General features: G+C 40.8%; 21 protein-coding genes. 17 read left to right on the top strand and 4 right to left on the bottom strand.

Annotated elements, in window-relative coordinates; genetic code table 11:
- Nucleotides 1-3: 3 nt before the first annotated feature.
- From lpdA to UE46_RS11900, 6 genes are all read left to right on the top strand, one after another.
- Nucleotides 4-1407: a dihydrolipoyl dehydrogenase gene (gene lpdA / locus UE46_RS11925; protein ID WP_036063352.1), complete on the top strand. Its 1404-nt coding sequence runs from the start codon at nucleotides 4-6 to the stop codon at nucleotides 1405-1407.
- Nucleotides 1408-1760: 353 nt separating this feature from the next.
- Nucleotides 1761-2069 (top strand): hypothetical protein, encoded by a 309-nt coding sequence (locus UE46_RS11920; protein ID WP_051493082.1) that lies wholly within the window; start codon nucleotides 1761-1763, stop codon nucleotides 2067-2069.
- A gap of 95 nt (nucleotides 2070-2164) precedes the next feature.
- Nucleotides 2165-2479 carry a hypothetical protein gene (locus tag UE46_RS11915; protein ID WP_036063354.1) on the top strand — a complete coding sequence of 105 codons (315 nt, stop codon included), beginning with the start codon at nucleotides 2165-2167 and terminating at the stop codon, nucleotides 2477-2479.
- Between the two features lie 125 nt (nucleotides 2480-2604).
- Nucleotides 2605-3555: a Rossmann-fold NAD(P)-binding domain-containing protein gene (locus tag UE46_RS11910; RefSeq protein ID WP_036063357.1), complete on the top strand. Its 951-nt coding sequence runs from the start codon at nucleotides 2605-2607 to the stop codon at nucleotides 3553-3555.
- Complete coding sequence (locus UE46_RS11905) at nucleotides 3545-3817, top strand: UPF0223 family protein (protein WP_118907655.1); 273 nt, start codon at nucleotides 3545-3547, stop codon at nucleotides 3815-3817. The genes UE46_RS11910 and UE46_RS11905 overlap by 11 nt, the downstream gene beginning before the upstream one ends.
- A gap of 13 nt (nucleotides 3818-3830) precedes the next feature.
- Nucleotides 3831-4364 (top strand): DsbA family protein, encoded by a 534-nt coding sequence (locus UE46_RS11900; protein ID WP_036063358.1) that lies wholly within the window; start codon nucleotides 3831-3833, stop codon nucleotides 4362-4364.
- A 238-nt stretch (nucleotides 4365-4602) separates the two neighbouring features.
- Here UE46_RS11900 and UE46_RS11895 read toward each other — a convergent pair whose 3' ends face one another.
- The 3 genes from UE46_RS11895 to UE46_RS11885 all read right to left on the bottom strand — a co-directional run bounded on the left by UE46_RS11895 (nucleotide 4603) and on the right by UE46_RS11885 (nucleotide 7258).
- Nucleotides 4603-5418, bottom strand: coding sequence for a hypothetical protein (locus UE46_RS11895; RefSeq protein WP_036063360.1), 816 nt, complete (start codon nucleotides 5416-5418; stop codon nucleotides 4603-4605).
- Nucleotides 5419-5496: 78 nt separating this feature from the next.
- Nucleotides 5497-6441 carry a magnesium transporter CorA family protein gene (locus UE46_RS11890; protein ID WP_036063363.1) on the bottom strand — a complete coding sequence of 315 codons (945 nt, stop codon included), beginning with the start codon at nucleotides 6439-6441 and terminating at the stop codon, nucleotides 5497-5499.
- 199 nt (nucleotides 6442-6640) lie between these two features.
- On the bottom strand, nucleotides 6641-7258 hold the full coding sequence (locus UE46_RS11885; RefSeq protein WP_036063365.1) for a YktB family protein: 618 nt from the start codon (nucleotides 7256-7258) through the stop codon (nucleotides 6641-6643).
- 132 nt (nucleotides 7259-7390) lie between these two features.
- On the opposite strand from UE46_RS11885, the gene UE46_RS11880 reads away from it, so the two are divergent.
- The 3 genes from UE46_RS11880 (at nucleotide 7391) to UE46_RS11870 (ending at nucleotide 11616) form a co-directional block, all read left to right on the top strand.
- A complete protein-coding gene (locus UE46_RS11880; protein WP_036063367.1) occupies nucleotides 7391-8170 on the top strand; it encodes an inositol monophosphatase family protein in 780 nt (259 codons plus the stop codon).
- A 377-nt stretch (nucleotides 8171-8547) separates the two neighbouring features.
- Entirely contained in the window at nucleotides 8548-10386 is a 1839-nt protein-coding gene (gene typA / locus UE46_RS11875; protein ID WP_036063369.1) for a translational GTPase TypA, read from the top strand.
- A gap of 312 nt (nucleotides 10387-10698) precedes the next feature.
- A complete protein-coding gene (locus UE46_RS11870; protein ID WP_118907654.1) occupies nucleotides 10699-11616 on the top strand; it encodes a DUF5068 domain-containing protein in 918 nt (305 codons plus the stop codon).
- Nucleotides 11617-11631: 15 nt separating this feature from the next.
- Here the strand turns inward: UE46_RS11870 and UE46_RS11865 are convergent, their stop codons facing one another.
- Nucleotides 11632-11847, bottom strand: coding sequence for a YlaI family protein (locus UE46_RS11865; protein ID WP_036063372.1), 216 nt, complete (start codon nucleotides 11845-11847; stop codon nucleotides 11632-11634).
- 78 nt (nucleotides 11848-11925) lie between these two features.
- Here UE46_RS11865 and UE46_RS11860 point away from each other — a divergent pair, with 78 nt between their 5' ends.
- From UE46_RS11860 to UE46_RS11825, 8 genes are all read left to right on the top strand, one after another.
- Nucleotides 11926-12228: a hypothetical protein gene (locus tag UE46_RS11860; protein ID WP_036063374.1), complete on the top strand. Its 303-nt coding sequence runs from the start codon at nucleotides 11926-11928 to the stop codon at nucleotides 12226-12228.
- A gap of 133 nt (nucleotides 12229-12361) precedes the next feature.
- Nucleotides 12362-12640 (top strand): Fpa/YlaN family protein, encoded by a 279-nt coding sequence (locus UE46_RS11855; RefSeq protein ID WP_036063377.1) that lies wholly within the window; start codon nucleotides 12362-12364, stop codon nucleotides 12638-12640.
- 175 nt (nucleotides 12641-12815) lie between these two features.
- The gene (gene ftsW / locus UE46_RS11850; RefSeq protein WP_118907653.1) at nucleotides 12816-14012 is read left to right on the top strand and encodes a putative lipid II flippase FtsW; all 1197 of its coding nucleotides are present in this window, start codon (nucleotides 12816-12818) and stop codon (nucleotides 14010-14012) included.
- A 265-nt stretch (nucleotides 14013-14277) separates the two neighbouring features.
- Nucleotides 14278-17721 carry a pyruvate carboxylase gene (gene pyc / locus UE46_RS11845; protein WP_036063381.1) on the top strand — a complete coding sequence of 1148 codons (3444 nt, stop codon included), beginning with the start codon at nucleotides 14278-14280 and terminating at the stop codon, nucleotides 17719-17721.
- A gap of 194 nt (nucleotides 17722-17915) precedes the next feature.
- On the top strand, nucleotides 17916-18863 hold the full coding sequence (locus tag UE46_RS11840) for an ABC transporter substrate-binding protein (RefSeq protein ID WP_118907822.1): 948 nt from the start codon (nucleotides 17916-17918) through the stop codon (nucleotides 18861-18863).
- Between the two features lie 272 nt (nucleotides 18864-19135).
- Nucleotides 19136-19510, top strand: coding sequence for a GtrA family protein (locus UE46_RS11835; RefSeq protein ID WP_233231022.1), 375 nt, complete (start codon nucleotides 19136-19138; stop codon nucleotides 19508-19510).
- 323 nt (nucleotides 19511-19833) lie between these two features.
- Nucleotides 19834-20640 carry an ABC transporter permease gene (locus UE46_RS11830; protein ID WP_036063384.1) on the top strand — a complete coding sequence of 269 codons (807 nt, stop codon included), beginning with the start codon at nucleotides 19834-19836 and terminating at the stop codon, nucleotides 20638-20640.
- Between the two features lie 13 nt (nucleotides 20641-20653).
- A complete protein-coding gene (locus UE46_RS11825) occupies nucleotides 20654-21670 on the top strand; it encodes an ABC transporter ATP-binding protein (RefSeq protein WP_118907652.1) in 1017 nt (338 codons plus the stop codon).
- Nucleotides 21671-21678 lie beyond the last annotated feature (8 nt).

Raw genomic sequence — 21678 nt, 5'->3', positions numbered from 1 at the left:
AAAATGGTAGTAGGCGATTTTCCAGAAGAAAGAGACACCATCGTAATCGGTGCAGGACCCGGCGGATATGTTGCGGCAATTCGCGCAGCACAATTAGGACAAAAAGTAACAATTATCGAGAAAGAACATTACGGCGGCGTTTGTTTAAACGTTGGTTGTATCCCTTCCAAAGCTTTGATCACAGTTGGTCACCGCTTTGCTGAAGCGAAACATTCCGATAACATGGGTATCACAGCAGATGGCGTGAACCTAGACTTCACAAAAGCGCAAGAATGGAAAGGTTCTGTCGTTAGTAAATTAACAACAGGCGTAAAAGGCTTGCTTAAAAAGAATAAAGTGGAAATGTTAGAAGGAGAAGCTTTCTTCGTTGATGAGCACTCCTTGCGAGTTATCCACCCAGAATCAGCGCAAACTTATACGTTCAACAATGTCATTATCGCAACTGGTTCTCGTCCAATCGAGATTCCAGGATTCAAATTTGGCAAACGTGTTCTTAGCTCAACAGGCGCGCTAGCTCTTACAGAAGTACCGAAAAAACTTGTCGTAATCGGCGGTGGTTACATCGGTACGGAACTTGGTGGCGCATTTGCTAACCTTGGAACAGAGTTAACAATTCTTGAAGGCGGACCAGAAATCTTGCCAACGTACGAAAAAGATATGATTTCCCTTGTAAAACGCAACCTTAAAGGTAAAGGCGTGGAAATCGTAACAAAAGCTTTGGCGAAATCTGCCGAAGAAACTGAAAACGGCGTAAAAGTAACGTACGAAGCTGACGGCGAAACAAAAACCGTTGAAGCAGACTACGTATTAGTAACAGTAGGTCGTCGTCCAAATACAGACGATATCGGCTTAGAACAACTAGGCGTGAAATTAAGCGAACGTGGTTTGATCGAAGTTGACAAACAAGGGCGCACAAATATTTCTAACGTTTTTGCTATCGGCGACATCGTTCCTGGTGTTCCACTTGCCCACAAAGCAAGCTACGAAGCAAAAGTTGCCGCTGAAGCAATCGCTGGCGAAGCATCTGAAAATGACTACACAGCTCTACCAGCAGTGGTTTTCAGTGATCCGGAATTAGCAACAGTTGGTTTGACAGAAAAAGAAGCAAAAGAAAAAGGCTTCGACGTAAAAGCTGCTAAATTCCCATTTGGCGGTAATGGTCGTGCCCTATCCCTTGACGCTCCAGAAGGTTTCGTACGTCTCGTAACACGTAAAGAAGACGGACTTATCCTAGGCGCTCAAGTTGCTGGAATGAACGCATCCGATATCATCTCTGAAATCGGACTTGCAATCGAAACAGGCGTAACAGCGGAAGACATCGCGCTTACTATTCACGCTCACCCATCATTAGGCGAGTTAACAATGGAAGCCGCAGAGTTAGCGCTAGGCCGCCCAATCCATATGTAAACAGTTATATATTCCTGATAAATCGGCGACAAGCGTTCGCATTCAGGAGATTCAGCGGACTTCCGGTTCTCACGTACAGTCGTACGCTCCGCTTTGTTGAGATTCTTTGAAGCAAAGCGAAGTAGAACCTCAATATGCAAAGGAATGTAATGAGTTTGCCACCCTTTGTTCCACTGAATCTCCTGACTACAAACGCTTTCGCTCGATTTGTTGGAAGCGGAATGTACGTCTTACCCAGTTGAGGGTTTGGCGTTCTTTTGTTTGATGCAATTAACTATTGTGAAATCAAAAACAAAGTAGTATGATATAAATATAAAAAACTAAAGAATCCAGGTGTAAAATTGAAGAAACAGATGGAAAAAATTATCTTCGGTGTTGTCTATAGCTTCTCAGCGATTTTCTTTCTCGGTTTTATTGTTAACATTGTTCACGGTTTTATCATTCATATGCATGAGACCGACAGTTGGCGTGCAGTTTTGCGAATTTTAGCTAGTCCAGTAACAGATCCAGCCATTTTTCAAGTTCACATAGCAAATCCAGTGTGGTCCATGTTCCTAGCGATTATTATCTGTTACGTGATGCCAGCATTTTTCTGCGTTTCTACCTATTTCTTGAAGAAAGATTATCTTGAAACACACGAAAATAGCCGCTTTATTCATTAAAAAGGGCTTTTGTGTGATTTTACATAGTAAAAGGAGTAGAATGAGAAAGAAGACTTTAGTGTGACACAAAATACGACAGGTGGTTAGCTGAAAAAATGGGGACAACGAAGCGAGCGCTCTTTTGGGTGGCGTATGTTATATCAGGAATTTGCTTTGTACTGACGATTATAGCCTTTATTATTGGCTTCATTCACCACATGCACGATACAGGTGGCATCAAATCAGTCATACAAATTCTCGAAACACCAATCACTGGTTTTATTAAACTGACCAATGATAATATCCAAAAATCTGTGTTGGAAGTCATTTTACTGTGTATTGTTAGTTATGTTTTACCAACATTCTTCTGCATCGCAACACACTATTTACGAAAAAATAAACGTCTAGCCTTAGAGAACGACGAGGACTAGCGAGCAAAAGCATTGATTCTGCTAAAACGGAGTCGATGCTTTTTTTAAAGGCACAATATTTCTATCGCTATAGGATTCATGATAAAATAAAGAAGGACACATCAGAGAATAGGAGGCGTGCATATATGGCTACAGATCATAAGAAAATTGCTATTATTGGAACGAATAAGCTAAGTACAAACTATGCTTTCGCACTTATGAATCAACAACAAAATGTAGAGGTTTGCTTTGTGGCTGAGAAAAAAGCATTACCGCTAAAAGATCTGCATTATGGCGCTTACTTCAAGCCTAAAACACAACTTACAACCGGAAACTTCACGGAATGTCGCAACGCAACGATGATTGTTTTTACACATGACCCATTCGTCGCAACGGAGGATATGCAACAAGCTTCATCTGTAGTTCGCAAATACGTGAATCAGTGGATGGAATCAGGTTTTCAAGGGATTTGCGTCGTTGCGACACCGCAAAGTGAAATCGTCGCGCATTGGATTATGAAATTCTCAGGACTTGCCGAAGAGAAGATTATCGCGCTTGGGACGATGCTTGATACAGCCTATTTACGATCGGAGCTAGGTCGTCATTTTCAAGTGAATGCTAGAAATGCGCATGCCTATATGATTGGTAGTACCCTGGAGCTTGGTGTACCCGTTTGGAGCCGCGCTTATATTGGTGGCCGGCCGATCATGAGTTACATCATGGAAAATCCCGAGCGTTATTCTTTTGAAAAATTGGAGCCGATCACCAAACAAATACGCGAGTTGCCAAGTGAAGCACTAGCGGAAGATCGCTTGTTTGATTATAGCATCGCACTTGGGCTCGTCGAACTAACAACGACCATTTTACATGATGAGAATATTATTTTAACCGTGGGCGTGTATGTAGAAAAGCAATTTGGTATGGAGGCTGGGTTCATGAGTGTACCAGCCATTATCGGTGCTACCGGCGTTAAATCGATTGTTCCGCTAACGCTCTCAGACAACGAGCAAAAACAGCTGGGAGTTGTCGTGGCATCACTCGAAAAAGCGGCACAAGCAGGTTTACCAAACGAAGGAGGAAAGACACGTGGAGTATAGTTATCCGATCAACTTAGATTGGTCAACAGATGAGATGGCAACAGTTATTAACTTTTACCAAGCGGTTGAGAAAGCCTATGAAACAGGTATCGAAGCCGCAGAAATAAAAGCAAAATATAATGATTTTAAGCAAGTCGTGCGTTCGATTGGCGAAGAAAAAAGCCTCGGTAAAGAGTTTGAAAAAGCGAGTGGCTATTCGGCATATCGGGTCATGCAACTCGTGAAAAATGCAACGACAAGTAAAATCAAAATGCAACCCTAGGAGGAATTAGAAAATGGATATTAGTGAAATTATAGCAGGAAATGTAGGAACAGAAGCAGGAATTCATATTGGGAAAAGCGACGCACCGGTAAAAGTGATCACGTTTGTGAATGTACGGTGCCCATTTTGCCGCGAATGGCATGAGAAATCACGTGATATTTTAACGCGTTACTTGGAATCGGGGCGCATCGAATTAATCGTGAAACCATTCGACAAAGAAAAAGAATCATTGCAGCGCGGTAACGTATTCCATCATTATTTAGATTATTCGGCGCCAGAACAAACGCTTGAAATTCTGGATGAAATATACGCAAGACAAGATCTTTGGGGCTCTCTAACATTGGAAGAAGTCGCTAATTTCGCACAAGATGAAATCGGCCTTTCTGAGCAAGATAACAAGGAACAAGCGGAGAAAATTATTGCAGAAGCAAACGCTGCGAATATCCGCCTGGTACCAACCGTTATTATCGGCGAGCATATCTTTGACGAACATATTTCAGCGGAAGAGTTGGAACAGTTGATCTTAGAAGAAGCCGGAAAAGAATAAAACAAGTCTGGGACATAACCCAGATAAATCGGCGGCAAGCGCTCGCATTCAGGGAGTTTGGCGGACTTCCGGTTCTCACATACACGAGTATGCTCCGCTTCCGGCTTCCACCAAACTCCCTGAATACAAGCGCTTTCGCTCGATTTGTGTAAAGCAAAATTTTTCGTCTTACCCTAAAAAAGGGTGAGGCGATTTTGCTTTATCTTGAGTTTTGTCCCAGTCTCGTTTTGTGTGTATCCTATTTTTCATAACTAGTCGCAATGGAAACACCGTCTAGCGGATCGGCAAATTGACTCACAGAATAAACGGTTTTCTGATTCTGCCAGCGAATGCTGTTTCCATCTGCTCTATTCGGCTCAGCTTCCAATTTTACAGCGCCTAATTGGTGCGGAATCGGCAACGTTTCTTTCTCTAGTTTCGCGACCACTTTTTTAGCAAGATCAATCGAAACCTCCGGATCCGCGCTTGTCGTATTACGAACGCCTAAACTATAGCGACCTTCCGCCCAATTTAGAAAAGTAGAGCCCGCGCCAGCATCGGAATAGCCTGTGATGCCCGAACCGAGGTCAACGCCATTAACCCCAGTATTGACGTTATTCAAATGCCCCGTTGCCTCGCCAGCTTCCTCTTCGGTTTCGTAGTTCTGCCCAGAAACGGTGGCGATTGGCGTGGCTTTAGATGTATCCTTTAAGTCTGGACTATTCACAGAAGTTGGTTGCTTCGTTTCGTAAAATACAACGTCATATTTGTTGTCAGTAGATGTCGTCGCAGCACTGAGATAATGTTTATCAGAAGAAAGGGGAATACTCGTTGGTAATATAACGACAACATTAGAATCAAGCTTCGATTGCACCGTGGCTAAAACATCTTTTTGCGGCAATGCGTCCACCTGTGAAGTATCATCCTTACTTTTCGTCTCGGCTTTATCCATCGTTTTACCATAGTTATTATTACTGCTACCATATGAATTTGTTTTATCCGAAGTATCACTGACGCAACTTGCAAGAAGCACCACACTAAAAACGGCAGGAATGATCATCCATTTAAGATTCATCACTTTTCACCTCTTTGCTAAGCTTTTCCCGATTTTCACATAAAAAAACCACCTTCCATAAAAGAAAGTGGTTGGAGTTCAGAAAAATTTTCGCTTCCAAAAAACAAATCCGAGTAGGCTGGCAATCCCAAAGGAAATACCGATTACTAAAACCCAAGCCATTGTTGCACCTGAGAGGGGTAACTCGACGTTCATTCCGTAAAAACTAAACACCATTGTCGGTATCGTCAAGATGATCGTAAACGACGTCAGAAATTTCATCACGATATTCATGTTGTTCGAAATAATCGAGGCATAAGCGCCCATCATCCCGCTCAAAATATTCGAGTGAACTTCCGCCATCTCAATACCCTGCTGATTTTCAATGATAACGTCTTCCAGCAGATCTTGGTCTTCCTCATACATCTTCACAATATGTTGGCGCATCATTTTATCAAGCACCAGCTTATTTGATTTAAGGGCGGTCAAGAAGTAAACCAAGCTTTTCTCAATCCCCATCAAATCATAGAGTTGCTTATTTTTCATCGATTCATGTAGCTCTTTTTCGATATCATCCGTTTGGCGACTCATCCGTTTCAAATGACGGATAAATTGCGTGGAGATCGTATATAAAATTTGTAAGGCAAAACGCGTCTTCATATGCGTATGGAAGCCTCGAATGCGGTTTTTAATGAAAGACTGGACAATCGACGAATCAATCGAGCAAACCGTCACGAAATAATCTTTCGTCATAATAATCCCGAGTGGAATCGTTTCAAAAGAAGCATAGTGAATATCATCTTCATCCACGATCGGAAAGTCACAAATAATCAGAACGGCATCGTTATCGTCATCCCGCTCAATCCGCGCACTTTCATCTTTATCTAGTGGATCTTCCAAGAACTCAAGTGGAATATCGTATAGCTCCGAAATCTGGTTAATTTCCTCCGATGACGGCACCACAATATTAATCCAACAATTGCGCTCAGGTGTCTCTAGTTCTTCCAACTTACCCGCTGGATTCGACTTGAAAATTTGATGCATGGCGATTCCTCCTTTTTCTCAGGATTCAGCCATATGGAGTGCAGGTGCAAGCCATGTAGACGAATCCTCTCGTATTCTCTGATGCGGATCTGGTTCACTCGGCGCGATACTCGTTTTCATGGTGCTCAACTCCTTTTTCTCAAATAATCACAACTTCATCATTATACAGAGGTTTTACGCGTTTGTACATGCCAATTCATTAAATTTCTTGCATTTCAAAACTCATCTTATAAAGTGGTAACAATAAATCAACAGTGTTTTCGAGTTCTTTTGTAAATTGAGCATCATTTTTCAATGCCGCATCGCCTGGTTTAAAAATACGACCGACCATAAATTCGCCCTTCTTCACATCGCGGAATCTTTCCAGCACCTTGGTTACATCCGTATCTTGAATGAGACTTGTCGGTTTTTCGGTATGATCAGGCGAGATCGAGAAGTTTGCCGGCAAATTTTCTAATTGATCGAGATTTTCCAAGAAATTATGCACGACGATTTGGCGATTTTCCGTTTCGTATATAAAAGCAAGCCAGATAAAGACGTACTCATCCCAAATCCCAACTTGAAAATGAGGATGCTTCTTATATCCACGCTTATTATTTGCTACCGCGAGCCACGTACTATCAGGCGGATTTACCGAACGGCGCGCGTGACGAGCAATATGAAGGAACATTTCGTCGCCTGTTTTTGCGCTTAAATAAGTAGCAAGACCTTCACCAATCTCACGAAACTTCGGTTGAATCTGCGTTTGAATCGCCTCCATCCGATTTTCCAGACCAGGCGCTTGCATTGCTTTAAAATCTTTTTCAGTAAAAGTCATTCTGATTCCTCGCTTTCGTAAAAATAGACGTTAGTTTCATTATAACGTAAAACCGATCTTAGAGGCTGAATTTAGCTTGAATTTATGATAAGCTTGGAAAAATAGGAATGACACGAAGGAGTGAAGGCGAAGATGGTACTTGAGAAAATAGATCAACTAGCGCGAGAATGGTTAGAAGAAGCTGGAAATCGAATTTTTATGGCACTTGAACAAACGAATATTGAGGTAGAAGCAAAGTCGGATCGCAATGATTTAGTGACGAATGTGGACAAATCGACAGAACGTTATTTTGCGGAAAAAATTGCGGAACACTTTCCTGATCACCGTTTGCTAGGCGAAGAGGGGTATGGCGAAGAAATCACGAGTTTAGAAGGTGTCATTTGGGTGCTCGATCCCATTGATGGCACGGTGAATTTCGTGGAACAGAAGCGGAATTTTGCGATCTCGCTTGGCATTTATAAAGAAGGTATCGGCGAACTGGCGTACATTTACGATATCATTGGCGGGGAGTTTTACTTTGCGAAACGTGGCGAAGGAGCTTTCGTAAACGATGTGGAAATTCCAAAGCTTAGCGCAGATAAGAAGCTCGAGGATGCGCTCGTGATTATCAACACAGCCGCGATGCACAAATTCCCACAAACGCTGGCAATAATTAAAGAAGCGCGTGGATTGAGACTTTACGGTGCCGCGACGCTAGAATATATGGCGGTAGCAACAGGAAGAGCGGACGCCTACATTAGCGCCAATTTAGCACCATGGGATATCGGAGCAGGAAAAATCATCGCCGAAGAGGTTGGCGCGATTGTGACACGTGTGGATGGGACTCCAATGACTATTACAGAAAAAGGAGCCTCCTTTGTTGCAAGCCCAGGCGTTCATGCAGAGATTTTGCGCGATTATTTGGGTAAATAAGCCACTTTACAATAAATTGGATAAAAATTGTTCGGATGGAAGTGGTTATATAGCGCGTAGGCGTAAAGGTTCAGCAGCACATGCAAACCGTTGAGCCAACCCATTTCGTTCAAACGCTTCCAACAAAAAGATTCATTTTTTGGAATAAAAATCGTGCTAAACCGAAGAAAATGTGCTATAATTGGAAAGTTGATTAAAACTAAACGATCCAGAAACGGGGAAAATGAACTAATTTTCCTCTTTCTTTTGGCTCTGGTAGCTAAGTCGTATTACCATATAAGAAGAGCGCTTGACTTTAGTTAGGCCATTTTTGAGCAACTGAGCAAGGTTTCACATGCCAGTTTCGAGAAGGTAATTTAATATTAGGAGGAAATATTTTGAAATTAAGAGAAGATATTCGTAACGTAGCAATTATCGCCCACGTTGACCATGGTAAAACAACTTTGGTGGACCAACTTTTACGTAAGTCAGGAACATTCAACGATCATGAGCAGGTAGCTGAGCGTGCGATGGATAGCAACGCCATTGAAAAAGAGCGTGGCATTACAATTCTTGCGAAAAATACTGCCATCAATCATAATGGTGTGCATATCAATATTTTAGATACTCCCGGACATGCCGATTTCGGTGGGGAAGTAGAACGTATTATGAAAATGGTTGACGGTGTTGTCTTAGTCGTTGATGCGTATGAAGGTACAATGCCACAAACGCGTTTCGTATTGAAAAAAGCACTAGAGCAACATTTAACACCACTTGTAGTAGTAAACAAAATTGACCGCCCATCAGCGCGTCCAGCAGAAGTTGTAGATGAAGTTTTAGAATTATTCATCGAACTTGGTGCAGACGAAGATCAATTGGAATTCCCAGTTGTATACGCTGCGGCAGTTAACGGAACTAGTTCATTAAGCGATAAAGTAGAAGATCAAACAGAAACAATGGACCCGATTTTTGATCTAATCATCAATAACGTACCAGCGCCTGTGGATAACAGCGACGAGCCTTTGCAATTCCAAGTATCTTTACTTGATTACAATGACTACGTTGGTCGTATCGGTATCGGTCGTATCTTCCGTGGAACAATGGAAGTTGGTCAATCGGTTGCCTTGATGAAACTAGACGGTAGCGTGAAGAAATTCCGCGTAACCAAAATGTTCGGTTTCTTAGGTCTTAAACGCGTTGAAATTACACATGCAAAAGCCGGCGATCTAGTTGCCGTTTCCGGAATGGAAGATATCTTCGTTGGGGAAACAGTAACACCAGACGATCATCAAGAAGCCCTGCCAATTTTGCGTATTGATGAACCTACTTTGCAAATGACTTTCGTAACGAACAACAGTCCGTTCGCTGGTCGTGAAGGTAAACACGTAACAAGTCGTAAAATTGAAGAACGTTTACTATCTGAGTTACAAACAGATGTAAGTTTACGTATTGATCCAACTTCTTCACCAGACGCTTGGGTTGTATCTGGCCGTGGTGAGTTGCATCTATCAATTTTGATTGAAAACATGCGTCGTCAAGGGTACGAATTACAAGTATCTAAACCAGAAGTTATCATCCGCGAAATTGATGGCGTGAAATGTGAGCCAATGGAACGCGTACAAATTGATACTCCTGAAGAATATGTTGGTAGCATCATGGAATCTATCGGTTTGCGAAAAGGTGAAATGGCTGATATGGTCAATGACGGTTCAGGTCAAGTTCGCTTGATTTTCCTAGTACCATCACGTGGACTTATCGGTTACACAACCGAATTCCTATCGATGACTCGTGGTTACGGTATCCTAAACCACACATTCGATTCTTACCAACCAATGCAAAAAGGTCGTGTCGGTGGACGTAGCCGTGGTGTTCTTGTATCGATGGAAACTGGTAAATCAACTACTTACGGAACAATGCAAGTAGAAGATCGCGGTACTATCTTTATCGAACCAGGTACTGATATTTATGAAGGTATGATCGTTGGGGAAAACAACCGTGACGGCGATATCGCAGTAAATATCGTAAAAGCGAAACAAATGACAAATATTCGTTCAGCGAATAAAGACCAAACAAACGTTATCAAAAAACCTCGTACATTAACACTTGAAGAATCACTAGAATTCCTAAATGATGACGAGTATTGTGAAGTAACACCTGAAAGCATTCGTTTGCGTAAGAAAATCTTGAACAAAAACGAACGTGAAAAAGCAGCAAAACGTACAAAAGTTTCTGAGTAATATCATCTTAAGCCGTCCTTCATTGGGCGGCTCAGCGTGTCGACAAACACTCATTTTCGTCGTTAAAAGCTCTGTTCCGATGCTCAGGTACAGTCGTACATTCCGCTTCGGTACTCGCTTTTGCCTAGAAACTAAGCATTTGTCAACACGCTGAAGTTTAGCGGAGTACCATTTTAAGCCGTCCTTTATTGGGCGGTTTTTTCAATTCCCTAAAATATTACAGAATAAAATATTTTGTAACATGATTGTAATATGACGGTTTTTTTGGTATACTTGTAGGTAAGAAACAAGGTAAGAAAAGGAGGGATTTACATGAAGAAATTACTGATGGTAGGCACAATGAGTGTAATGATGTTAGGACTAGCAGCGTGCGGTTCAGAGGCAGATTCGAAGAGCGCTGAATCAGACAAAGCAACACCAACAACCGAAGAAAAACAAGTGCAAAAAGAAGAGGTAAAACAAGAAGCAAAGCAAGATGTAAATTCTGATGACTCGACAACAAAAAAAGAAGATATAGCAAAAGATGAAGAAGCAACCAAAAATACAGAAACAACAACAGATGCACCAGACACTAAGAAAGAGACAGTAACTGTAAAACCAAAAACGGAAACACCGAAAACAGAAGAGAAGACAACTGTGGAACAAAAACCCGCAGCAACCACGACGGCAGGGTTTTCTTTGACGCCAGAAGGCTTTAAACAATCAGCAGTTGCACCGAAAACAGGCGGAACAGTGGCACTCATTAATTTGAATACGCAACCTCAAACAGCCGATTTTGGCCCGCTGAAAGTAACCGTGAAACAATACAAAGTGGAAAGTGTCACAGGCGCTAACAAGAAAATGGATCCATACAGCCCAGAATCATATTTAGCGAATCAGGATGGCTTCGTTGTAACAGCAGATGTCATTATCGAAAATACGACAACGAGCAACATCAATTATTTAGCAGAACGAATTCAAATTAACGGCGGTGGCGTTTCCAAAGGGGCTAGCTTAGAAAACTTCGTGCCAACAGCCTATCAATTATCAGGTTCTACAGCATCACAAACGACCTTCCCAGCCAAATCAAAACGAGAAGGTGCGATAACGTATATGCTAAATAAAGAGAATTACTACACACTTGTACACTTAACAAAATTAGTCGTTCCAAACCCAAATGACTTTGCAGAAAAGCCGTTACAAACGAAAACAAACAAGGCGATTGATTTAGATTTTATTATCACCGAATAGGAAAAACCGGCTAAATCACAATTTAGCCGGTTTTTCGATGAAACTTTTTGTTTTTGGTTTATGGTATTCAAACTTACCAGAATTGATTCGAGCTACCGTTTTTTCAGCAATACGACCTTCACATTCAGGGCAAAGATACATTCGAATGGGCTTATTGCGTAGTTGTTTCGTTTTAAATTTCCTATCATCTAGTTCATCAATTGTTTCACATAAAATACATTGTGCCTTCATTGCGTTCACCTCGTGATTTTATTATAGCATGAAAAAAATGAAAGATAAACATTGGTATATCTACGGGAGGTTTTAGAAATGGTGAGAGAGAAAAAAGCGGGACATAAAGAGATGGTACTTACATTATTGGCATCAGTAGTAGCTTTTTTAGCGTTGGTATTTGTTCAGCAAGCGGTTTATTGGTTTGATAATTTTTACTTGGCGTTTGGCATTGCGTTTGTTCTGATTATTGGTTACGTTATCATGACGATGATTGCCTTTTTCAGATCGTTCAAGAGGCATTTTCAGTTTTTTGACATGATTATTATCTATTTTTCTATCCCGCTGAGCCTATGTTTCCTCGTTTTCATGTATCTAATGACTGTCATGTGGCTATCTTAAAAAATGTTAGGATATCAGGTTACAAGGCGAAAAAATTGTGATATACTTAAGAGGATAAAATTCGCAATATTATAGTTTTAGTGAAATAGATTAATTAAGCGCATACTGGTGTGCTTTGAATGGGGGTTCTGTGATGACAAAAGAGCAAATAGATCACAGAGAAGAGGCAATCACTCTTCTTAAAGAAGATGCGAAAAGAATTTTACAGTTAATTAAAGTGCAGATGGATAACTTAACTTTACCTCAATGTCCAGCATACGAAGAAGTCTTGGATACACAAATGTATGGGTTATCACGTGAGATAAACTTTGCTGTAAGACTGGGTTTAATTGATCAAGCAGAAGGCAAGAGCTTACTTAGCACACTCGAGAAAGAACTATCCGTATTACATGAATTATCGACAAGCAAATAGATAAAAGACCAGCGTGATGCATGCGTTGGTTTTTTTATTCGCATTTGTAATAGTTGAATTGTGATGCCATGTTTACGTTTAGGATTTCTTTTCAAGTCGATTTCATTTATAATGGGTAATATAATAAAGTAGGGACCTTGTAAACGAAGAGGCTCGAAATGATTGGAAGATGTATATGTTTAAAAAAATGTTGAAATCCTATGACTATCCTCTTTTGGCGGTATACATCATTGTATGTCTCTTTGGATTGATCATGGTGTACAGTTCCAGTATGTTTGTGGCGATAAATAAAGGCTATGATCCAGCCATATTTTACAATTCACAACTAAAAAATTGGATTATATCGCTCGTATTAATGGTTGGTTTTGCGGTATTTCCGTACAAGATTTTCCGAAATAATAAAGTTTTGATGCTAATTATGTTCGGCTCGGTAGCCTTGTTAGTGCTCGTTTTGATCTTTGGTGATGAAGCGAATAACGCGCAAAGTTGGTTAGTACTTGGACCAATTCGGATTCAACCGTCGGAGTTTATCAAGGTATCGATGATTGTTTATATGGCTGCCATTTATTCGAAAAAACAACGCTATATTGATGATTTTAATCGAGGCGTTTTACCACCAATCTTATTTTTAGTATTCATTTGTTTTCTGATTTTGTTACAGCCGGATATCGGAACAGCTGCGATTGTCTTTTTGACAGGTTGTGGGATTATTATGGCGTCAGGAATGCGACTGAAGACGATTTTAAAAATTGTCGGATTGGGTGTTTTGATTTTAGCGGTTTTGTGCGTTGTTGTATTCTTATTGCCAGAAGATGTTCGATCTAAACTGATTACGGAGAAGCGGATTGGGCGGATTACAAGTTTTCAAAATCCATTTACCGATCATGGTGCTAGTGGGTATCAGCTTGTGAATTCGTTCTATGCGATTGGTTCGGGTGGTTTCTTTGGGCAAGGTCTTGGTGAAAGTGTGCAGAAATTGGGATATTTGCCAGAAGCCTACACGGATTTTATTAGCGCGATTATCGCGGAGGAGCTTGGCTTTTTCGGGATTTTGATAACGGTTGGAGGAATTTTCTTTATCGTGTTACGTTCGATCACGAATGGGATGCGCTCAAATGATTCTTTCGGTTCACTGCTTTGTTATGGAACCGCCACGCTGATTGGGATTCAGGCTTTTATCAATCTAGGCGGTGCATCAGGAATGATCCCGCTGACCGGGGTGACGCTACCGTTTACTAGTTTTGGAGGCTCGTCGCTGATGTCGATGTCGATTTTGGTCGGGATTGTCTTGAATGTGTCGATGATGAATAAGTTTCAGAAGAATTACGGGTCGGAAAAGGATTTGGAAAAACCACCAAAACAAAAAATATAATAGTTAAAACTGGGAGGACGAGCTGTGAAATAGGGCTCGTTTTTCTTATAGTTGATAGTGGTTCAGAGGGGGAGATTATTGTTGCTGTAACTGGCTTTGACGATGACAAAACTAATAAATACAAAAAAATCAGCGAAAACAATTTACATTCGGGGTACTTTAATACTATAATTGACTGATATACCGTTTTTCTCCATGACGGTAAATAAGTTTAGCAGCTATGTGTATATAAAATTTTAGGTAGTGTAGGTTAGGAGGAAAAAAAATGAACAACATTAAAAAGGTATTAGTAGCCAATCGTGGCGAGATCGCGATTCGTGTACTTCGTGCGTGTACCGAGTTAAACATTAAGACAGTAGCGATCTATTCGCAAGAGGACACGGCGGCGTTTCACCGTTATAAAGCGGATGAGGCTTATCTCGTAGGGGAAGGTAAGAAACCAATCGATGCATATCTTGATATCGATAACATTATCGAAATTGCTAAAATAGCAAATGTTGATGCGATACATCCTGGTTATGGCTTTTTGTCGGAAAATATTGACTTTGCCAAGCGCTGTGAAAAAGAGGGTATCATTTTTGTAGGACCTAAATCGAAACACCTAGATATGTTTGGCGATAAGATTAAAGCGAAAGAACAAGCTTTACTTGCCGGCATTCCAGTTATCCCAGGTAGTAACGGACCTGTTGCGTCACCTGAGGAAGTAGCTGCTTTTGGAGAAGAACATGGTTATCCGTTGATGGTAAAAGCTTCTCTTGGTGGGGGCGGACGTGGTATGCGTGTCGTTCAAGGACCAGCAGATGTGAAGGAAGCGTTTGAGCGCGCCGGATCAGAAGCGAAGGCTGCTTTTGGTAATGATGAAGTGTACGTGGAGAAATGTGTTGTCAAACCGAAACATATTGAAGTGCAGATTTTAGGGGATTCTCACGGCAATATCGTCCATTTATTTGAACGTGATTGCTCTGTACAACGTCGTCATCAAAAAGTAGTGGAAGTAGCACCGTGTAACGCGATTACATCGGAATTACGTGAGCGTATTTGTGATGCTGCCGTGAAATTAATGAAAAATGTTAATTATTTGAATGCTGGAACGGTCGAATTTTTAGTTGCTGGCGAAGATTTTTATTTCATTGAAGTAAATCCGCGTGTTCAAGTAGAGCACACGATTACGGAGATGATTACGGGGATTGATATTGTTCAGTCGCAACTGTTTATCGCTGATGGCTGTGCGATGCATGACCAAATCGTTGGAATTCCGCAACAAGAAGATATTCGTATCAATGGTTCGGCGATTCAATGTCGGATTACGACGGAAGATCCTTTGAACAACTTTATGCCAGATACTGGTCGTATTAATACATACCGCTCAACTGGTGGTTTTGGGGTGCGTCTGGATGCTGGTAACGGTTTCCAAGGTACGGTTGTAACGCCGTTTTATGATTCTTTACTTGTAAAATTATGTACGTGGGGCATGACGTTTGAACAAGCGTGCCGCAAAATGATTCGTAACTTAATCGAGTTCCGGATTCGTGGCGTGAAAACGAATATTCCGTTCTTGCTAAACGTGGTACAACATCCTGATTTCATTAGTGGAAACTACAATACATCGTTTATCGATACGACGCCTGAATTGTTTGATTTCCCGAAAGTGCGTGACCGTGGTACGAAGACGTTGCGTTATATCAGTAACGTGACGGTGAACGGCTTCCCAGGTATTAAACATCGCGAGAAACTGGTCTATGATGATCTGCGAATTCCGAAGATTCCTTTCGACGCAAAAATCGAACCAGGAACGAAACAAATTTTGGATGCAAAAGGTCCTGCGGGAATCGTGGAATGGGTTAAATCGCAAAATGAGGTATTGTTGACTGATACAACATTGCGTGACGCGCATCAATCGTTGTTGGCGACGCGTGTTCGTTCGAAAGATATTTTCCAAATTGCCGATCCAATGGCGCATTTATTGCCGAACATGTTCTCCTTTGAAATGTGGGGCGGGGCAACGTTTGATACGGCTTACCGCTTCTTGAACGAGGATCCGTGGGTGCGTCTGGAAACGTTGCGTAAACAAATTCCAAACGTGATGTTCCAAATGTTGTTACGTGGAGCGAATGCTGTTGGTTACAAGAACTATCCGGATAACGTGATTCGCGAGTTCGTGAAGCAGTCTGCGCAAAGTGGCGTTGACGTGTTCCGTATTTTTGATAGCTTGAACTGGTTGAAAGGCATGGAAGTGTCGATTGAAGCGGTTCGTGATGCTGGTAAAGTTGTCGAAGCTGCGATTTGTTACACAGGCGATATTGAAGATGCCACACGTACGAAATATAACGTGGATTATTACAAAGATATGGCGAAAGAACTTGTGGCGCAAGGAACGGATATCTTGGCGATTAAAGATATGGCTGGACTTTTGAAACCGCAAGCGGCGTATCGTCTTGTAAGCGAACTGAAGGAAACGATCGATGTGCCGATTCATTTACACACGCATGATACGAGTGGTAACGGGATTTATACGTATGCTGCGGCGGTTAGTGCGGGCGTGGATATTGTCGACGTATCGTCAAGCGCGATGAGTGGCGCGACGTCTCAACCGAGCATGACTGGTCTTTATTACGGTCTTGAAAACGGGAAACGTCAAGCGATTCTTAATGCGCACAATTCGCAAATCGTTAACCACTATTGGGAAGATGTTCGTAAATATTATAAAGACTTTGATAACGCGCTGAACTCACCGCAAACCGAGGTTTATATTCACGAGATGCCAGGTGGTCAATATACGAATTTGCAACAACAGGCAAAAGCAGTAGGTCTTGGCGATCGCTGGGACGAAGTGAAAGACACGTACGCGACGGTAAACGAGATGTTTGGCGATATCGTGAAAGTAACTCCATCATCGAAAGTTGTCGGTGATATGGCGCTGTTCATGGTGCAAAACGATCTTTCGGAACAAGATGTCTTCGATAAAGGTGAAACGCTCGATTTCCCTGACTCGATCATTGAGTTCTTTATGGGCGAGATTGGCCAACCTTATGGCGGATTCCCAGAAAAACTGCAAAAACTTGTCTTGAAGGGCCGCACGCCTTTGACAGAACGTCCGGGAGCTTTGATGGAGCCTGTTGATTTTGAGGCAGTTCGCGCTGAACTTGCTGAGAAAATGACGACGGGAGCTCCGACAGACCACGATGTGATGTCTTATATTCTATATCCGAAAGTATTCCTTGAGTACTTGACGATGATTGAGAAATATGGTGACGTGACAGTGCTTGATACGCCGACCTTCTTTAAAGGCATGCGTTTAGGCGAGACGGTTGAAGTAGAGCTTGAAAAAGGTAAAACACTGATTATCAAGTTAAACTCTATTGGTGAGCCAATTGCTGATGGTACACGCGTGATCTACTTCGAATTAAACGGTCAACCGCGTGAAATCTCCGTGCAAGACTTTAACGTTCAATCGACAGTTGTGACGCGTCGCAAGATTGATACGACAAATCCAGAACATGTCGGCGCAACAATGACCGGTTCCGTGATTAAGATTGTCGCTGAGAAAGGCCAAGAAGTGAAGAAAGGCGATCCACTTATAATCACCGAAGCTATGAAGATGGAAACAACAATCCAAGCTCCATTCGACGGCAAAGTCAACGCGATTTTTGTCACAGACGGCGATGTGATTGAGTCAGCAGATCTATTAATGGAAGTAGGAAGAATTTGAAAAGCTGAAACGGCCCGTTCAGCTCCGAAAAAAACTGGAGCGGCCACAGGAAAAATCCTCACTTGATTTTTTTGGAGGGCGTGAAGTTTTCGAGGAGTTGGCCGTTGGAGGCTAGATCCGAAGGCACGAAACATGAGAAAAAGTCGGGATATCCAAACGCCCGACTTTTTCCATTTTTGAAAGGGAGAAGAATGATGAATTTAAAAAAAATAATCTCGATATTTAGCTTAGCCTTCATCCTTGTTTTAGCAGGCTGTGGTGCGCAAATGACATCTGAAAAAACAGCACAAAATCCAGAATACATAGCAAGCGACGCGACTGGTGCCAAAATTGAACTAGATGCGAAACCGAAAAAAATCGTCTCACTTATCCCGAGCAACACCGAAATCCTATACCGTCTTGGCGTTGGCGAAAACGTTGTTGGAGTCACATCGAGCGATGATTATCCAGCAGAAGTCAAAAACGTCCCGATTGTTGCGACGACAGAAATCAACGTTGAGAAAATTATCGGCATGAAGCCCGACTTAGTTCTCGGACACGCCTCCATGATGAGCTATAATAAAGATGCCTACGACCAAATCAAAAAAGCAAACATCCCGCTGTTCGTTGTGGCAGACGCGCAAGACTTCGATGCGGCCTACAAAACCTTCACACAAATCGGCGACCTAACCGGCAAAACAAAAGAAGCGGAGAAGCTGATATCGTCTATGAAAGCAACCGATAAATCAAGTCGCAAGGAAGCCGCAAAGAAAGTGCAAACAAAAGCAAAAGTCTGGCTTGAAATCAGTCCAGATCTCTACACAGCAGGCAAAGATACATTCATCAACGAAATGCTCACTAACATCGAAGCAACAAACATCGTCTCCGAAACAGGCTATCCGCAATACAGCGAGGAACAAGTCATAAAAGCCGCACCCGATGTCATCATTACAATCTATCCAAACGCCAAACAAGAAATTGCGAAGCGTTCCGCGTGGAAAAACATCCCGGCCGTTAAAAATAATCGCATCTATGAGGTCGATCCATCCATTGTCAGCCGACCAGGACCACGCCTTATCGAAGGACAAGAAGCCTTATTTAATGCAATCTATCCGACGAATAGATATATTTTGAATGAAACTATTGCTGATTTTTCTTTTTAAGTCGATTTTTTCTGCTATAATATATAAGATAGGCATATAGATTAAGTTTGGGATATAGCTATGATGAATTGGCGATATGAATTCTGCTTGTGGTTCTGTTTGAAACATAGGCTAGATGGAACCTATGGTATATCATTAGGGGTTCTTTGTTGTATTGGGAATTTCGCCTATCCCTGACTACTTAAATTATGAGAGTGAGTCGATTGAAATTGAGAAAAATAAAAGAATTAATTACTAATTTTAGAAGAGCGCATAAGGAATTGTACAGTATTATGATGTATATTATAATGGGTGGTTTTACTACGCTTGTGAATATTGTATCATTTTGGTTGTGTAACGATATTTTAGGGATTAATTATGTTGTCTCAAATACGGTAGCCTGGATATTATCGGTTATATTTGCTTACGTGACAAATAAGCGATTTGTTTTTGATAGTTATACACCAACATGGAGAGACCGAGTACGTGAAGCCACTTCATTTTTTGGTTTTCGTTTTTTGACATATTTAGTTGATATAGCAGTTATGATATTATTAATAAGTGGCTTAGGAATTGCTCCACTTTGGGCGAAAATTTGGACAAATATCATTGTTCTTATTTTAAATTATATATTTAGTAAATGGATTATATTTAAAATAAGAAATTAGAATAGATGAATAGACAGACGGATAGACTAAAGAAATTTTAAACAATTCAAGGATCTTACTTTACAAATGCCGGCTTTTGAGGTAATTTAACATAAGGTGAGTTTAAAAGTATTTACACTTACCACAAAATATAAAGAAATCGACTTACATTTATGGAAGAATCGACGGAAAGCACCCAGAAAAATCAGCTAGACAAGTAATTAAACATCAAGATGTAGCTTTTTCTAAGGAAACGAGGAGTGGGGCCTATACGTTATATGAAAGTGATTATCGGTTGCTGACTTCAAGTTAACCGTATTATTATTTCAGAAAGAAGTGTTTTTGTGAAACAAGTATTAGAAGTCCTAAAAGAACAATTTAAGTACGCGCCAATGATTTTTCGAATTGCGCGTTATGAAGATAAAGCCACCTACCAAAGCCATTACCTTGGGCTTGCGTGGCAAATTTTAAATCCATTAATTCAGATTGCAATTTATTATTTTGTATTTGGATTTGCGATGAGTGGTAATTCTGGAGTAGCAGGAGCAAGCTATATAGAATGGATGCTAGCTGGTATTATACCATGGTTTTTCATTAGCGCAGTCATTTTACAAGGAGCAAATAGCATATACAATAAGATTCATATGGTTTCAAAAATGAAATTTCCAATGAGTGTAATGCCAAATATAACAATCGTCTCTAATTTGACGAGTTATTTCACAATGATGGTAATCTTTTTCATTCTTCTATTTGTCAAAGGCGCACCAGTTACGATGTATTGGGCTCAATTTTTCTATTATTTCGTGGCGATGATAGCATTCTTATTCAGTGTCACATTATTGAATGCCACAATCAGTGTACTAGTTCGTGATTATTATGTGATGTTACAATCTGTCATGCGTGTTTTATTTTACGTTTCGGGAGTAGTTTGGAATTTAAATACCAAACTACCAGAATGGGTTGTTGACCTTTTAAAACTAAATCCCTTAGTATACATTATAAACGGCTTTCGAGATAGTTTTGTTGGGAATAAAGGGTTTTGGCAAGAACCTTCCTATACAGTTTATTTTTGGCTTGTAACACTAGTTTGCCTTTATGTGGGATCTGTATTACACATGAAATTCCGCGAACGTTTCGTGGATTATTTATAGGAGGTAAGGGCAAATGAGAAAAAATATAAAAGTAGCATTTAAACATGTATCAAAAGAATACGACCTATATCAAAATAAATCAGACAAAATCAAAAGTTTGTTCTTGCCTAAGAGCAAGCAATTACAGTCTTTTTGGGCTTTGCGTGATGTTAATTTTGATATCCATGATGGTGAAACAGTGGGATTGATCGGGATTAATGGATCAGGGAAGTCTACTATTTCAAATATAATGTGTGGTGTTGTTCCACCAACGCAGGGCGAGGTTGTTATAAAAGGTGAGACTTCTTTGATTGCGATAGCGGTGGGGTTAAAAGGGCCACTTACTGGTTATGAAAATATACGCCTAAAACTGTTGATGCATGGCTTTAAAACTTCTGAAATTGAGACAGTGTTACCTGGAATAGTTGAATTTGCAGATATTGGTGATTTTATGAATCAACCTATTCAAAACTATTCTAGCGGTATGCGTTCGCGATTAGGATTTGCTATCTCTGTCCATACAGATCCAGATATCTTGGTTATTGATGAAGCTTTGTCAGTTGGGGACTCTACTTTTTACAAAAAATGTGTTGATAAGATTACAGAATTTAAAGAAGCTGGTAGAACGATAGTATTTGTGAGTCATTCATTGGGGCAAATGAAAGGCCTATGCGATCGCATTATTTGGATGCATTATGGTCAAGTTCGAGAAGTTGGTGAGGCTCAAGAAGTTGCTGATAAATATGATGAATTCGTACGCTGGTTTAATAGTCAATCTAAATCATATAAAAAAGAATATCAAAATGACTACAAACGCAATCAAAAGTTACCACAAAAAGTAATATATCCAAATCCTAACGCCAACAAGTATAAGCTTAGTTGGTTTGACAAAATTGCACTTACAGTTATAATAGCGATGATGATATTTTTTGGCTACTGCATTGGAACTGGACAGTCTGTGTTAGGAATGTTTCAGGCAGGCAACGACGGACAGCATGTTATAACACAAGCACTTAATACTGCACCGAATAATCAATTTGATAAAAAATAAGTAAAGAG

Source organism: Listeria weihenstephanensis, from assembly GCF_003534205.1.
In the GTDB taxonomy this organism is placed as follows: Bacteria; Bacillota; Bacilli; order Lactobacillales; family Listeriaceae; genus Listeria_A; species Listeria_A weihenstephanensis.
This window is presented reverse-complemented; position numbering and strand designations above follow the sequence as displayed.